The organism is Pelomonas sp. Root1217, assembly GCF_001425705.1.
GTDB lineage: Bacteria > Pseudomonadota > Gammaproteobacteria > Burkholderiales > Burkholderiaceae_C > Pelomonas.
Genome location: NZ_LMDC01000023.1, coordinates 112,094 through 125,811, shown reverse-complemented (window position 1 = coordinate 125,811; position 13,718 = coordinate 112,094). Strand labels below are relative to the sequence as shown.

Annotated in this window: 17 protein-coding genes; 14 read left to right on the top strand and 3 right to left on the bottom strand. The window is 65.4% G+C overall.

The genetic code is table 11. The features are described 5' to 3' along the window. Positions 1-76 precede the first annotated feature (76 nt). From ASC95_RS14910 to ASC95_RS14850, 13 genes are all read left to right on the top strand, one after another. A complete protein-coding gene (locus ASC95_RS14910; protein ID WP_057298513.1) occupies positions 77-565 on the top strand; it encodes an ATP synthase subunit I in 489 nt (162 codons plus the stop codon). A gap of 25 nt (positions 566-590) precedes the next feature. Beyond that, a complete protein-coding gene (gene atpB / locus ASC95_RS14905; protein WP_057298512.1) occupies positions 591-1,445 on the top strand; it encodes a F0F1 ATP synthase subunit A in 855 nt (284 codons plus the stop codon). Positions 1,446-1,511: 66 nt separating this feature from the next. Beyond that, positions 1,512-1,787, top strand: coding sequence for a F0F1 ATP synthase subunit C (atpE, locus tag ASC95_RS14900; protein WP_056205553.1), 276 nt, complete (start codon positions 1,512-1,514; stop codon positions 1,785-1,787). Between the two features lie 74 nt (positions 1,788-1,861). Next, positions 1,862-2,332 (top strand): F0F1 ATP synthase subunit B, encoded by a 471-nt coding sequence (locus ASC95_RS14895; protein WP_057298511.1) that lies wholly within the window; start codon positions 1,862-1,864, stop codon positions 2,330-2,332. Further along, a complete protein-coding gene (locus tag ASC95_RS14890) occupies positions 2,333-2,866 on the top strand; it encodes a F0F1 ATP synthase subunit delta (protein ID WP_057298510.1) in 534 nt (177 codons plus the stop codon). A gap of 93 nt (positions 2,867-2,959) precedes the next feature. After that, the gene (atpA, locus tag ASC95_RS14885; RefSeq protein ID WP_057298509.1) at positions 2,960-4,513 is read left to right on the top strand and encodes a F0F1 ATP synthase subunit alpha; all 1,554 of its coding nucleotides are present in this window, start codon (positions 2,960-2,962) and stop codon (positions 4,511-4,513) included. A 61-nt stretch (positions 4,514-4,574) separates the two neighbouring features. Then, positions 4,575-5,447, top strand: a complete 873-nt coding sequence (gene atpG / locus ASC95_RS14880; protein ID WP_057298508.1) for a F0F1 ATP synthase subunit gamma — start codon at positions 4,575-4,577, stop codon at positions 5,445-5,447. Between the two features lie 42 nt (positions 5,448-5,489). Beyond that, the gene (gene atpD, locus ASC95_RS14875; RefSeq protein WP_057298507.1) at positions 5,490-6,905 is read left to right on the top strand and encodes a F0F1 ATP synthase subunit beta; all 1,416 of its coding nucleotides are present in this window, start codon (positions 5,490-5,492) and stop codon (positions 6,903-6,905) included. Positions 6,906-7,004: 99 nt separating this feature from the next. Then, positions 7,005-7,418 (top strand): F0F1 ATP synthase subunit epsilon, encoded by a 414-nt coding sequence (locus ASC95_RS14870; protein WP_057298506.1) that lies wholly within the window; start codon positions 7,005-7,007, stop codon positions 7,416-7,418. A 173-nt stretch (positions 7,419-7,591) separates the two neighbouring features. Beyond that, positions 7,592-8,263, top strand: coding sequence for a CsgG/HfaB family protein (locus ASC95_RS14865; protein ID WP_057298505.1), 672 nt, complete (start codon positions 7,592-7,594; stop codon positions 8,261-8,263). A gap of 8 nt (positions 8,264-8,271) precedes the next feature. Beyond that, entirely contained in the window at positions 8,272-8,670 is a 399-nt protein-coding gene (locus tag ASC95_RS14860) for a DUF4810 domain-containing protein (RefSeq protein ID WP_057299033.1), read from the top strand. Between the two features lie 12 nt (positions 8,671-8,682). Then, positions 8,683-9,363: a DUF799 domain-containing protein gene (locus tag ASC95_RS14855; protein WP_057298504.1), complete on the top strand. Its 681-nt coding sequence runs from the start codon at positions 8,683-8,685 to the stop codon at positions 9,361-9,363. Positions 9,364-9,365: 2 nt separating this feature from the next. Then, positions 9,366-10,187, top strand: a complete 822-nt coding sequence (locus ASC95_RS14850; protein WP_057298503.1) for a D-hexose-6-phosphate mutarotase — start codon at positions 9,366-9,368, stop codon at positions 10,185-10,187. Here ASC95_RS14850 and ASC95_RS14845 read toward each other — a convergent pair. Genes ASC95_RS14845 through ASC95_RS14835 form a run of 3 tightly spaced genes read right to left on the bottom strand, consistent with a single transcriptional unit; the run spans position 10,182 to position 12,248 of the window. After that, positions 10,182-10,715, bottom strand: a complete 534-nt coding sequence (locus ASC95_RS14845) for a TPM domain-containing protein (RefSeq protein WP_057298502.1) — start codon at positions 10,713-10,715, stop codon at positions 10,182-10,184. The genes ASC95_RS14850 and ASC95_RS14845 overlap by 6 nt on opposite strands. Then, positions 10,715-11,623, bottom strand: a complete 909-nt coding sequence (locus ASC95_RS14840; RefSeq protein ID WP_057298501.1) for a YgcG family protein — start codon at positions 11,621-11,623, stop codon at positions 10,715-10,717. Before ASC95_RS14840 ends, ASC95_RS14845 begins: the two co-directional genes overlap by 1 nt. A 7-nt stretch (positions 11,624-11,630) precedes the next feature. After that, a complete protein-coding gene (locus ASC95_RS14835; RefSeq protein ID WP_057298500.1) occupies positions 11,631-12,248 on the bottom strand; it encodes a LemA family protein in 618 nt (205 codons plus the stop codon). 95 nt (positions 12,249-12,343) lie between these two features. Here ASC95_RS14835 and hemE point away from each other — a divergent pair, with 95 nt between their 5' ends. Further along, a complete protein-coding gene (gene hemE / locus ASC95_RS14830; protein ID WP_057298499.1) occupies positions 12,344-13,423 on the top strand; it encodes a uroporphyrinogen decarboxylase in 1,080 nt (359 codons plus the stop codon). Positions 13,424-13,718 lie beyond the last annotated feature (295 nt).

The window sequence follows — 13,718 nt, the reverse complement described above, 5'->3', positions numbered from 1 at the left end:
GCCCATGCGTCATCCCGGTGCAATCGGCTTCCGGTAGTTTTGGAGGTCGAGCCGCCCACCCCAGGACCCTGGCGCCATGACCGAGAACGGCCCCCGAAAGACCTGGCCCCCCGCTGTTTCGACGGCCGGCGGCTGGGACGAGGACAACGAGGAGCCGCCCGTCAAGGCCTTGAGCCCCGAGGAAGCGGCCGCGCTGAAGTCCACGTTGCCGATGCTGTCGCCTTGGCGTGTGCTGGGGATGCAACTGGTGGCGGGCTTGCTGTGCGTGGCCGTGATCCGGCTGTGGACGGCGTCCGGCGTGGCCATGGCCTCGGCGCTCTACGGCGCTGCGGCGGTGGTGCTGCCAAACATGCTGCTGGCGCGGGGCATGACGAAGCGTGTGGATTCAGCGGTCGGCGCGGCCGCCGGATTCATGGGTTGGGAATTTTTGAAAATCGGTGCATCGATCGCGATGCTGGTGCTGGCGCCAAAGGTGGTGCCGGGCCTGAGCTGGCCAGCCCTGCTGGTCACCCTCGCGGTGTGCATCAAAGTGAACTGGCTTGTGCTTGCGTGGCGCAGCCGCTGATTGAACTGACGAGGCAGAACGAAACATGGCAGCAGAAGGCCACGAAACAGCCGCCCCGAGCGCCGGTGAATACATCATTCACCACTTGAACCACGCGCAGAGTGGCAAGCAGCAGGGCATCGTCGACTTCTCCGTCGTCAATCTGGACTCGATCTTCTTCAGCGTGCTGCTGGGGTTGGTGGGCTGCTTCTTCCTGTGGCGCGCCGCGAAGTCCGCCACGTCGGGCGTTCCCGGCCGTTTTCAAGCCGCCGTCGAAATCCTCGTCGAGATCGTCGCCGATCAGGCGAAGGGCATCGTCCACAACGCCAACAGCCGCAAGCTGGTCGCGCCGCTGGCCCTGACCGTGTTCGTCTGGATCTTCCTGATGAATGCGATGGACTTGTTCCCGGTCGACCTGTTCCCCTGGATCTGGCAGAACATCACCGGCAACCATCACGCCTACCTGCGCGTCGTGCCGACCGCCGACCTGTCCATGACCATGGGCCTGTCGCTGGGCGTGCTCGTCACCTGCCTGATCTACAACGTCAAGATGAAGGGCGCTGGCGGCTGGGCTCACGAACTGATCTCGGCACCGTTCGGCGACAAGGTCGCGCTGTACCCGGTCAATCTGGCGATGCAGCTGATCGAGTTCGTTGCCAAGACCGTCTCGCACGGCATGCGGCTGTTCGGCAACATGTATGCCGGCGAACTGATCTTCATGCTGATCGCCCTGATGGGCGGCGCCTGGAGCCTGTCGGCCACGGGCATCGGCCTGGCCATCGGCCACATCATCGCGGGCTCGGTGTGGGCGATCTTCCACATCCTGATCATCACGTTGCAGGCCTTCGTGTTCATGATGCTGACGCTGGTCTACATCGGCCAGGCCCACGACGCGCACTGAGCGTCCCCAGTTTTTTCAAGCAGTTTTCCCTCAACCCTTTCTCTCTAAATCCTCTAAGGAGTCATCGTGGAAGTCATTAGCTTTGTTGCTCTCGCCGCTGGTCTGATCATTGGCCTGGGCGCCTTCGGTGCTTGTATCGGCATCGGCATCATGGGCAGCAAGTACCTTGAGTCCGCCGCTCGTCAGCCCGAGCTGATGAACGAACTGCAGACCAAGATGTTCCTGCTGGCCGGCCTGATCGACGCGGCCTTCATCATCGGCACCGGTATCGCCCTGTGGTTCGCCACCGCCAACCCGTTCCTGGGCCAGATCGCTACCGCCCTGGCCGCTGGCGCCAAGTAATTCGACGCTGTCGACCCGCCGTGGCCAAGCTTGCCCCGGCGGTTTCCGCACTCGAACTCCTGTGAGGCACCAAGGTGTTTATTAACGCGTCGCTCATCGTTCAGATGATCGTGTTCCTGATCCTGGTCGGGTTCACGATGAAGTATGTGTGGCCGCCGATCATCAAGGCGCTCGACGAGCGCGCCGCGAAGATCGCCGCCGGCCTGTCCGCTGCAGACAAGGCGAAAGCCGAACTGGCCGGCGCCGAGGCGCAGATCGCCAAGGAACTGGCTCAGACCAAGGCTGAATCCGGCAAGCTGATCTCGGACGCCGAGAAGCGCGCCGCCGCCATCGTCGACGCTGCCAAGGGCCGCGCCGAAGAGGAAGGCGCCAAGATCCTGGCCGCCGCCAAGGCCGATGCTGAGCAGCAGGTTTCCCGCGCTCGCGAAGCCCTGCGCGAGCAGGTCGCCGCGCTGGCCGTCAAGGGCGCCGAGCAGATCCTGCAGAAGGAAGTCAACGCCGGCGTTCACGCCGAGCTGCTGGCTCGCCTGAAGACGGAGCTGTAAATGGCCGAGATCGCCACCATCGCCCGCCCCTACGCGGAAGCGCTGTTCCAGGTTGCCAAGTCGCAAGACCTGACCTCTTGGGGCCAGCAGCTCGACGCGCTGGCCCAGGTGGCGCAGGACGCCGATCTGCGCCAGTTCGCCGATCACCCCAAGGCCCAGGTCGAGCAGGTCGTTGCGGTCGTGACCGCTGCGGCCAAGCAGGACTTCGCCTCAGGTGTGCAGAACTTCCTGCGCGCCATCGTCGAGAACGGCCGCCTGGCTGCGCTGCCCGAAATCGTGGCCCAGTACCACGTGCTCGCCAACGCGGCCTCGGGTGTGTCCGATGCGCAGATCTTCAGCGCCTATGAGATCAGCGACGCTCAGCTCGCTGACCTCAAGGCGTCGCTGGAGAAGCGCTTCGGCCGCAAGCTCGAAGCCCATGTGCAGCTGGAGCCCGGCCTGATTGGCGGCGTTCGCGTCGTCGTCGGCGACGAGGTGCTGGACACCTCCGTCAAGGCCCGACTTGAGCGCATGAAAGTTGCGCTGACTGCCTGATCCGCAGCTGGACACCCGAAGACATTCCGATTTACCCCGCGTCTGACCCCCGCCCTTGATCCGGCGAAGGAACGGCCACCTGGGAGACCTAGCATGCAACTGAATCCCGCTGAAATTTCCGAACTGATCAAGAGCCGCATCGAGGGTCTTGGTGGCAGCACGGACATCCGCAACCAGGGCACCGTCGTGTCCGTTTCCGACGGCATCGTCCGTGTCCACGGCCTGTCCGACGTGATGCAGGGCGAAATGCTCGAATTCCCGGTCGCCGCCGACGGCTCGCAGACCTTCGGCCTGGCCCTGAACCTCGAGCGCGACTCCGTCGGCGCCGTGATTCTGGGTGCCTACGAGCACATCTCGGAAGGCGACACCGTCAAGTGCACGGGCCGCATCCTGGAAGTGCCGGTCGGCCCCGAGCTGATCGGTCGCGTCGTCAACGCGCTGGGCGAGCCGATCGACGGCAAGGGCCCGATCAACGCCAAGATGACCGACGTCATCGAGAAGGTCGCCCCGGGCGTGATCGCGCGCAAGAGCGTCGACCAGCCCGTGCAGACCGGCCTGAAGTCCATCGACTCCATGGTTCCCGTCGGCCGCGGCCAGCGCGAACTGATCATTGGTGACCGTCAGACGGGCAAGACCGCCGTCGCCATCGACGCGATCATCAACCAGAAGGGTCAGAACATGACCTGCGTCTACGTCGCGATCGGCCAGAAGGCCTCGTCGATCAAGAACGTGGTGCGTGCTCTGGAGCAGGCCGGCGCGATGGAATACACCATCGTCGTGGCCGCCTCGGCTTCTGAATCGGCAGCGATGCAATACGTGTCGGCCTACTCCGGCTGCACGATGGGCGAGTACTTCCGCGACCGCGGCCAGGACGCCCTGATCATTTACGACGACCTGTCCAAGCAAGCCGTCGCCTACCGTCAGGTCTCGCTGCTGCTGCGCCGCCCGCCGGGCCGCGAAGCCTACCCCGGCGACGTGTTCTATTTGCACAGCCGCCTGCTCGAGCGCGCCGCCCGCGTGAACGCCGACTACGTCGAAGCCTTCACCAAGGGTGAAGTCAAGGGCAAGACCGGTTCGCTGACGGCCCTGCCGATCATCGAGACGCAGGCCGGCGACGTGTCCGCCTTCGTGCCGACCAACGTGATCTCGATCACCGACGGCCAGATCTTTCTGGAAACCAGCCTGTTCAACGCCGGTATCCGCCCCGCCATCAACGCCGGTATCTCGGTGTCGCGCGTCGGTGGTGCTGCCCAGACCAAGCTGATCAAGTCGCTGTCCGGCGGTATCCGTACCGACCTGGCGCAGTACCGTGAGCTGGCCGCGTTCGCGCAGTTCGCTTCCGACCTGGACGAAGCCACCCGCAAGCAGCTGGACCGCGGTGCCCGCGTGACGGAACTGCTCAAGCAGGCCCAGTACTCGCCGCTGTCCATCTCGCTGATGGGCGCGTCGCTGTACGCCGCCAACAAGGGCTTCATGGACAGCATCGAAGTGAAGAAGGTCCTGGCCTTCGAACACGGCCTGCACCAGTTCCTGAAGACCAGCCACGCTGCCCTCCTCGCCAAGCTCGAAAACGACAAGGTGATGGACAAGGACGCTGAAGCCGAGCTGAACGCCGCCATCACGGCCTTCAAGAAGTCCTTCGCTTAAGAAGCCACGGAACACGCGGGGCTGAGCCTCTACTTAGCCCCGCATTGAACTAGGAGTTCGAATGGCTTCAAGCAAAGAAATCCGCGGCAAGATCAAGTCGGTCGAGAACACCAAGAAGATCACCAAGGCGATGGAAATGGTCGCCGCGTCCAAGATGCGCAAGGCGCAGGAACGGATGCGGTCGGCTCGTCCCTATGCCGAGAAGATCGGCAACATCGCGGCCAGCCTGGCCAAGGCCAACCCCGAGTACCGCCATCCCTTCCTCGTCAAGAACGAGAGCGTGAAGACGGTCGGCATGGTCGTCGTCACGACGGACAAGGGTCTGTGCGGTGGTCTCAACACCAACCTGCTGCGCGCGGCCACGGCCAAGCTCAAGGAAGTTGAAGCGGCGGGCCACAAGGCCGAGGTCGTCGCCATCGGCGGCAAGGGCCTGGGCTTCATGAACCGCATCGGCGCCCGCGTCGTCGCTCACGCGACGCAGCTCGGCGACCAGCCGCACATCGAGGCCCTCATCGGCCCCGTCAAGGTTCTGCTCGACCAGTACGCCGAAGGCAAGCTGTCGGCCGTGTACCTCTGCTACACGCAGTTCATCAACACGATGAAGCAAGAGGTGAAGGTGCACCAGCTGCTACCGCTCAAGGCCAGCGACATGGAGACCGACAAGGCCGGCCACTCGTGGGACTATCTCTACGAGCCCGACGCCCCCACCGTCATCAACGAACTGCTGATGCGCTACACGGAAGCCCTGGTCTTCCAGGCCGTTGCCGAAAACATGGCCAGCGAGCAGTCCGCCCGCATGGTGGCCATGAAGGCCGCGACCGACAACGCCGGCACGCTGATCGGTGAGCTGAAGCTGGTCTACAACAAGACCCGCCAGGCAGCCATCACCAAAGAGTTGTCCGAGATCGTCAGCGGCGCCGCCGCGGTCGGTTGAGTCGATTCGGCACGCAAAGATTTGAATTGAAGGAACGCACAAATGTCTAACACTCAAGCAGCAGTCGGCAAGATCGTCCAGTGCATCGGTGCCGTCGTCGACGTGGAATTCCCGCGTGACCGCATGCCCAAGGTCTACGACGCGCTGAAGATGCAAGGCTCGGCGCTGACGCTGGAAGTCCAGCAGCAGCTGGGCGACGGCGTGGTCCGCACCATTGCTCTCGGCTCGTCCGACGGCCTGCGCCGCGGCACCGAAGTCTTCAACACCGGCGACACCATCAAGGTGCCGGTCGGCAAGGCGACCCTCGGCCGCATCATGGACGTGCTGGGCAACCCCATCGACGAGCGTGGCCCGGTCTCCTCCGACCTGACCGCCTCCATCCACCGCGCCGCCCCGGCCTACGACGAGCTGAGCCCGTCGCAGGACCTGCTGGAAACCGGCATCAAGGTGATCGACCTGATCTGCCCGTTCGCCAAGGGCGGCAAGGTGGGCCTGTTCGGCGGCGCCGGCGTCGGCAAGACCGTCAACATGATGGAGCTCATCAACAACATCGCCAAGGCGCATAGCGGTCTGTCCGTGTTCGCAGGCGTGGGTGAGCGCACCCGTGAGGGCAACGACTTCTATCACGAGATGTCGGACTCGGGCGTCGTGGTCCAGGACAAGCTGGAAGACTCCAAGGTCGCCATGGTCTACGGCCAGATGAACGAGCCCCCGGGCAACCGTCTACGCGTGGCCCTAACCGGCCTGACCATCGCCGAGTCCTTCCGTGACGAAGGCAAGGACGTGCTGTTCTTCGTGGACAACATCTACCGCTACACGCTGGCCGGTACCGAAGTGTCCGCACTGCTGGGCCGCATGCCTTCCGCCGTGGGCTACCAGCCGACGCTTGCCGAGGAAATGGGCCGCCTGCAAGAGCGCATCACGTCGACCAAGGTCGGCTCGATCACGTCCATCCAGGCCGTCTACGTCCCTGCGGATGACTTGACCGACCCGTCGCCCGCCACGACCTTCGCCCACCTGGACGCCACCGTCGTGCTGTCGCGTGACATCGCCTCGCTGGGCATCTACCCCGCCGTGGACCCGCTGGACTCGACCAGCCGCCAGATCGACCCCAACGTCGTCGGCGAAGAGCACTACACGACGACCCGTGCCGTGCAGCAGGTGCTGCAGCGCTACAAGGAACTGCGCGACATCATCGCCATCCTGGGCATGGACGAGCTGTCGCCGGAAGACAAGCTGTCCGTCGCCCGCGCCCGCAAGATCCAGCGCTTCCTGTCGCAGCCCTTCCACGTCGCCGAAGTCTTCACCGGCTCGCCCGGCAAGTACGTGCCGCTGAAGGAAACCATCCGGGGCTTCAAGATGATCGTGGCTGGCGAGTGCGATCACCTGCCGGAGCAGGCGTTCTACATGGTTGGCACGATTGATGAGGCGTTTGAAAAGGCCAAGAAGATTCAATAAGACATTGCGGGACAGACCTGGCCGAGGTACTCCTTGGACTGCTCTGTCCCCAACTGATCAAGTCTTGAATCTCTGCAACCCAGCCAAGGAAGATTGAACATGGCAACCCTCCACGTCGACGTGGTCTCCGCCGAAGAGCAGATCTTCTCGGGCGAGGCCAAGTTCGTCGCCCTGCCGGGCGAGAGTGGCGAGCTGGGCATCCTGCCCAAGCACACGCCGCTGATCACCCGCATCAGGCCGGGCGCCGTGCGCATCGAGCGGCCTGACGGCACCGAAGAGTTCGTCTTCGTCGCCGGCGGCATCCTCGAAGTGCAGCCCAACCGCGTGACCGTGCTGGCCGACACCGCCATCCGCGGCAAGGACCTCGACGAAGCCAAGGCCATCGAGGCCAAGAAGCAGGCCGAGGAAGCGCTCAAGAACGCGAAGAGCGAACTCGACCAGGCCGCGATCCAGAACGAACTGATGACGCTGGCGGCTCAGGTCGCCGCGCTGCGCAAGTTCCGCAAGAAGTAAATCATCCGGCCGTTCGCGGTCGCTTTGAAAGGCGATGGGAGTGATCCCATCGCCTTTTCCTTTTGCGGTATTCGTACCGGTGCCCTGGCGGCGTTCCGGGGTCGAGCCGCGTGCCCGAATCGCTAAACTCGCGCCGTTTCTGTTCTAGGGAGGACCCAATGAAGAATCTGAAAATGACGAGCCGCGGCCTTGCCGCTGCAGCGTTGGCCGCCGCGCTCAGCGGCTGTGCCACGACCGAGCAATCCCGCTCGCTCGAAGTGCCCAAGGTGGCCGCCGCGACGGCGCCTGCCTATCAAGGCGTCCGTGCGCCCATCGCTATCGGCAAATTCGACAACCGCAGCAACTACCAGCGTGGCATCTTCTCGGATGGCATCGATCGCCTGGGCGCGCAGAGCCGCACCATTCTGGTCTCACACCTGCAGCAGACCAACCGCTTCAGCGTGCTGGATCGAGACAACCTCGAGGAATCCAAGCAGGAAGCCCAGTTCAAGGGCAACGCTCAGACCATCAAGGGCGCGGACTACCTCGTCACTGGTGCGGTGAGCGAGTTCGGCCGCAAAGATGTCGGCGATAAGCAACTGTTCGGCCTGCTCGGGCGCGGCAAGTCGCAGATAGCCTATGCCAAGGTGACGTTGAACATCGTCAATCCGGCGACCTCGGAAGTTGTCTATTCCGTGCAGGGCGCTGGCGAATACAGCCTGTCCGAACGTGAGGTGTTGGGCTTCGGAAGTACGGCCAGCTATGACGCCACGCTGAACGGCAAGGTGCTCGACCTCGCCATCCGCGAAGCCGTTAACGCACTGACCGCTGGGGTCGACAGTGGCGCTTGGAAGCCTGCGCGGTGAGCTCGGCGATGAAACGATTTGTACTCATCGCTGCCCTAGCCCTTGTTGGCTGCGCCCAGCCCGGACCCAAGCCGTTGTACCAGTGGGCCGGCTACCAGAACTCCGTCTACCAGTACTTGAAGTCAAACGGCGGCGAGCCAGGCGCGCAGATCGCAGCCCTCGAAGCCCAGCTCGACAAGAACAAGGCAGCCGGTGAAGTGACGCCACCCGGCATGCGCGCGCATCTGGCGCTTCTGTACTCCAAGGTGGGCGACGAAGTGGCCGCTCAGCGCCACCTCGAAGCCGAGAGGGCGCAGTTCCCAGAGTCCTCCGCCTATGTGGACTTTCTGCTAAAGACTGCACAGAAGGACGCTGGCAAGAACGCCGCAAGCGCCCCGGCGGCAGCCGCCAGCCAGCCCAGGACCTGAGGGAGGAACAACATGAATGCTTTGATCCAGCGCCTTCGCCGCTGTGCATCGCTTGCGGCCGGCGCCGCGGCGCTCGCCGTATTGCAGGGCTGCGCCACGCCACCCAAGCCCTACGACTACACGGCCTACAAGGAGGCCAAGCCTGCTTCCATCCTCGTGCTGCCGCCCATCAATGGCACACCCGAGGTGCAGGCTACGCCCAGCGTGATGGCGCAGATGACGCAGCCGCTGGCGGAGTCGGGCTATTACGTCCTGCCAGTGTCCCTGGTCGACGAGACGCTCAAGGGCAACGGCATGCACACACCGGACGATGCGCAGCAAATCCCGGTGGCGAAGCTGCGCGAGATCTTCGGTGCCGACGCTGGCCTGTACGTGAAGGTCATGCGCTACGGCTCTGTCTACAAGGTGCTCAACAGCGAGACCGCCGTGACCCTTGAAGCCAGGCTCGTGGACTTGCGCAATGGGCAACTGTTGTGGGAGGGCAGCGCCAGCGCGTCAAGTGCCGAACAGAACGGCAGCAGCCAGGGGGGCTTGATCGGCCTGCTCGTGAAGGCCGTGGTTGACCAGATCATCTCCGCCTCGACCGACCGCAGCCACCCGATGGCTGGGCTGGCCAGCCAGCGCCTGCTCGTCGCCGGCCGACCGAACGGCCTGTTGTTCGGGCCACGGTCGCCCAACTACGGCAAGCCCTGACTATGCGTATCGAACTCACCGCCCCTGATGGTGCCCGCGCGGCGCTGAGTCTCGATGGCGGCCATCTCCTGTCCTGGAAACCCTCCGGCGCCGCCGAACAGCTTTATCTCTCGCCGCGCAGCGAGTTCACACCTGGCAAGGCCATCCGCGGCGGCGTGCCGGTGTGTTTCCCGCAGTTCGCCGAACGCGGGCCGCTGCCCAAGCATGGCTTTGCGCGCACGCTGCCGTGGGAACTGGTCCAGCAGCAGCAGGGCAAGGACGATGCGCTCGCCGTCATTCGCCTGCGTGACAGCGACGCGACGCGGGCGATCTGGCCGCATGCTTTCGAGCTGGAGTTGAGCGTGCGCGTCGGCGGCCGCAGCCTCGACATCGAACTCGCCTGCGAAAACCTCGGCGACGCACCGCTGCAGTTCACAGCGGCGCTGCATACCTATCTGCGCGTGGCCGACCTGGACGCGGTCAGCGTCGAAGGGCTCGCCGGCCGGCGCTATTTCGACAGCATCAAGCAGGCCGAGGCGTTGCAGCGCATGGATCTGCTGCTGACCGGCGAGAAAGGCGTGCTCGACCTGGACCGCATCTATTTCGGTGTCAAGGACCGCCCACTGCTGGTGACCGAGGACCGCCGCCAGGTGGCCGTCCGCCAGCAGGGCTTCGAGGATGCCGTGGTCTGGAACCCCGGCCCCGAGCGCTGCGCCAAGCTGGCCGACATGCCCCCCGAAGGCTGGTCGGAGATGCTGTGCGTGGAGGCGGCATGCATTGGCCGGCCGGTCGAGCTGCCGGCGGGCGAGAGCTGGGTGGGCCGGCAGAGCCTGACGCTGCTATAGGGCGCTGCGCCCCGTGAGCAGGGGCTCGTCGGGGAGTTCGTTGAGGCGCTGCGTGGTGGCGCCCGGAGCGCGCGGGAAGTGGGCCACCAGCAGGGCGCCCACGGCATCGATGGCGTCGTTGAGGCCCGGCTCGAAACGGCCGGCCCGAAACGCGTCGCCCATAGCGTCCACCAACTGCTGCCAGAGCCCGGCGTCGACGCGGCGCGCCAGCGCGCGGTCCGCGACGATCTCGATGCGGTGCTCGGCCAGCAGCAGGTAGATCAGCACGCCGTTGTTGTGCTCCGTGTCCCACACGCCCAGCTTGGAGAACATCGCCACAGCCCGTTCGCGCGCCGGCGCGTCGCGCCAGAGGTAGCTCAGTGGCAGGCTGGCTTCGACGCAGACGCGGATCTCGCCGCTGTGGCGCTGCTCGCTGTCGGCCACGCGTTGCTGCAGCCTCGCCAGCGCATCGGCGGGCAGCACGCGGCGGGCATCGTCCTCGTCCCACAGGCGATGGCGGATGAAACGCTGGAGTGACAGGCGCGCCATCACCAGTCTCCCGAGGCGCCGCCGCCGCCGAAGTTGCCGCCACCGCCGGAAGAGAAGCCGCCGCCCCCGCCCCCGCCGAAACCACCGCCGCTGCCGCCGCCGAAGATGATGGGCGGGATCAGCATACCGCCGCGGCGGCCGCCGAGTGCGGCAAGGCCGGAACTTCGTCGGGCCGCGCCGATGCCGAACAGGCCCACCAGCACCAGGGCCGCGACGGCGGCGATGCCGGCCATGACGAGGCCGCCGCCAAAGGCCCAACCCGCCGCGCCGGCGGCGCCTGCCGTGGCCAGGCTGCCGAGCTTGCGCCCGAGCAGGCCGGTCAGCAGCATGCCGACGACCGGCACGCCGATAAAGAACAGCATGCCGAGATCCTGGAAACCAAAGCCCTCGTTGCCACCGGCGTGCGGCGTGGAAGCAGGGGTTGGCAGGCCTTCGCCATTGATGCGCGCTTGCAGTTTCTCGATGGCCGCCTGCAGGCCGCCAGCGTAGTCGCCATTGCGGAAGGCCGGCTTCATCGCCGTGTCGATGATCTGCCGCGCGGCCAGGTCGGGCACCGCGCCTTCGAGCGCCTTGGCCACCTCGATGCGCATCTTGCGGTCGTTCTTGGCGACGACGAGCAGCAGCCCGTCACCCACCTGGCGGCGGCCGATCTTCCACTGGTCGGCCACGCGCTGGGCATAGGCGGCGATGTCCTCCGGCGCGGTCGTCGGCACCATCAGCACGACGATCTGCGGCCCCGACGCGCGCTCGTAGGCGGCCAGCCGGTCTTCGAGTGCTTGGCGCTGTGCGGCGTCGAGCGTGGCAGTCTGGTCGATGACGCGGGCGCTCAGGGCCGGCACCGGCTGCACGTCCTGGGCGTGGGCCAACACTGCCGCCACGAGCAGCAGCAAGGCAGTCAGCCAACGCATCACGCGCTCACTTCGACGCGGCCGGCGCCGTCGGCCTGGCGGAGGTGCCGAAGTCCACCGTCGGCGCGGTGGTGATGGCCGCCTCGTTCTGCACGGTGAAGTTGGGCTTGGCCTTGTAGCCGAACAGCATGGCCGTCAGGTTGTTCGGGAAGCTGCGCGTGTGGACGTTGTAGCTGGCCACTGTCTGGATGTAGCGGTTGCGCGCCACGGTGATGCGGTTCTCGGTGCCTTCGAGCTGCACGCGCAGATCCTGGAAGCCCTGGTTGGCCTTCAGGTTGGGATAGTTCTCGGTGACCACCAGCAGCCGGGACAGCGCGCTGCTCAACTCACCCTGCGCTGCCTGGAACTTCTTCAAAGCCTCGGGATCGTTGATCAGCTCCGGCGTGGCCTGCACGCTGGTGGCGCGGGCGCGGGCCTCGACAACACGGGTCAGCGTTTCCTGCTCGAAGTTGGCTTCACCCTTGACCGTGTTGACGATGTTGGGAATGAGGTCGGCCCGGCGCTGGTACTGGCTCAGCACCTCCGCCCAGCTGGCGTTGACCTGCTCGTCCAGCGTCTGGAACTGGTTGTAGCCGCAGCCCGACAGGCTGGCGGCGGCCGCCACGGTGACGAGGGTTCGGATCATGGGCGCATCTCGCTGCTGGGAGGATGCAGAGCACCGGCAAACGGCGCTCCCACGCGGCGCGAGGGCCGGCGAAAGGCAGCGGGGATAATTTGTCCATGTTCGCCTCCCTGCAAAACGACACCTTCCTGCGCGCCTGCCTGCGCCAGCCCACCGAGCACACGCCCATCTGGCTGATGCGCCAGGCCGGCCGCTACCTGCCCGAGTACCGCGCCACGCGCGAGAAGGCTGGTAGCTTCATGGGCCTGGCGACCAACACCGACTACGCCACCGAGGTGACGCTGCAGCCGCTGGAGCGCTTCCCGCTGGACGCAGCCATCCTGTTCAGCGACATCCTGACGGTGCCCGACGCGATGGGCCTGGGCCTGTCCTTCCAGCAGGGCGAGGGTCCGAAATTCGCAAGGCAAGTGCGCGACGAGGCAGCGGTTGCAGCGCTGGAAGTGCCCGACATGGACAAGTTGCGCTATGTCTTCGACGCGGTCACCTCCATCCGCCACGCGCTGAACGGCCGCGTGCCGCTGATCGGCTTCTCCGGCAGCCCCTGGACGCTGGCCTGCTACATGGTCGAAGGCGGGGGCTCCGACGACTACCGCCTCGTCAAGAGCCTGATGTATTCCCGCCCCGACCTGATGCACCGCATCCTGGACGTGAACGCCCGCTCGGTGGCCGCCTATCTGAACGCCCAGATCGAAGCCGGCGCCCAGGCCGTCATGCTGTTCGACTCCTGGGGCGGCGTGCTGGCCGACGGCGCCTTCCAGCAGTTCAGCCTGGCCTATTCGCGCCAGGTGTTGAGCCATGTGAAGACCGAGCACGGCGGCGTGCGCATTCCTCGCCTGCTGTTCACCAAGGGCGGCGGCCTGTGGCTGGACGAGATCGCCGACGCCGGCGCCGACGTCGTCGGCCTGGACTGGACGATGAACCTCGGCGCCGCCCGTGCCCGCGTGGGCGACCGGGTGGCGCTGCAGGGCAACCTCGACCCCAATGTGCTGTTCGCACCACCGCAAGCCGTGCGTGCCCAGGCCCGGGCGGTGCTTGACAGCTTTGGCAACCCTGCCGCCGGCCACGGCCATGTGTTCAACCTCGGCCATGGCATCAGCCAGTTCACGCCGCCCGAGAGTGTGGAAGCCTTGGTGGACGAGGTTCATCAACATTCGCGCCGCCTGCGAACTGCGGCCTGACAGGTCGGTCAAATCTGCAGTTGCGCGATGACTTATCCCCAAAATTTGGGAGGCGACGGCGACGGGCTGTCGTTGGTGCGGCGCACCTAAGAGTTTTCCCGAATTCGTGCTAAGTGCTTGATTTTAAAGGCAGCACTCAAATGGCGCTGATGAACGGAATTGGGGCGGGTCGTCCCGCTCTGGCGCTCTACCGGCCCGCGCGCGGCGATTTGCTCACAAACTTATCCACAGAAATTGTGGGCAACCCAAGAGCCCTTACGAATCATGTACTTGCAGCCACTTGCTGAGCCACTGC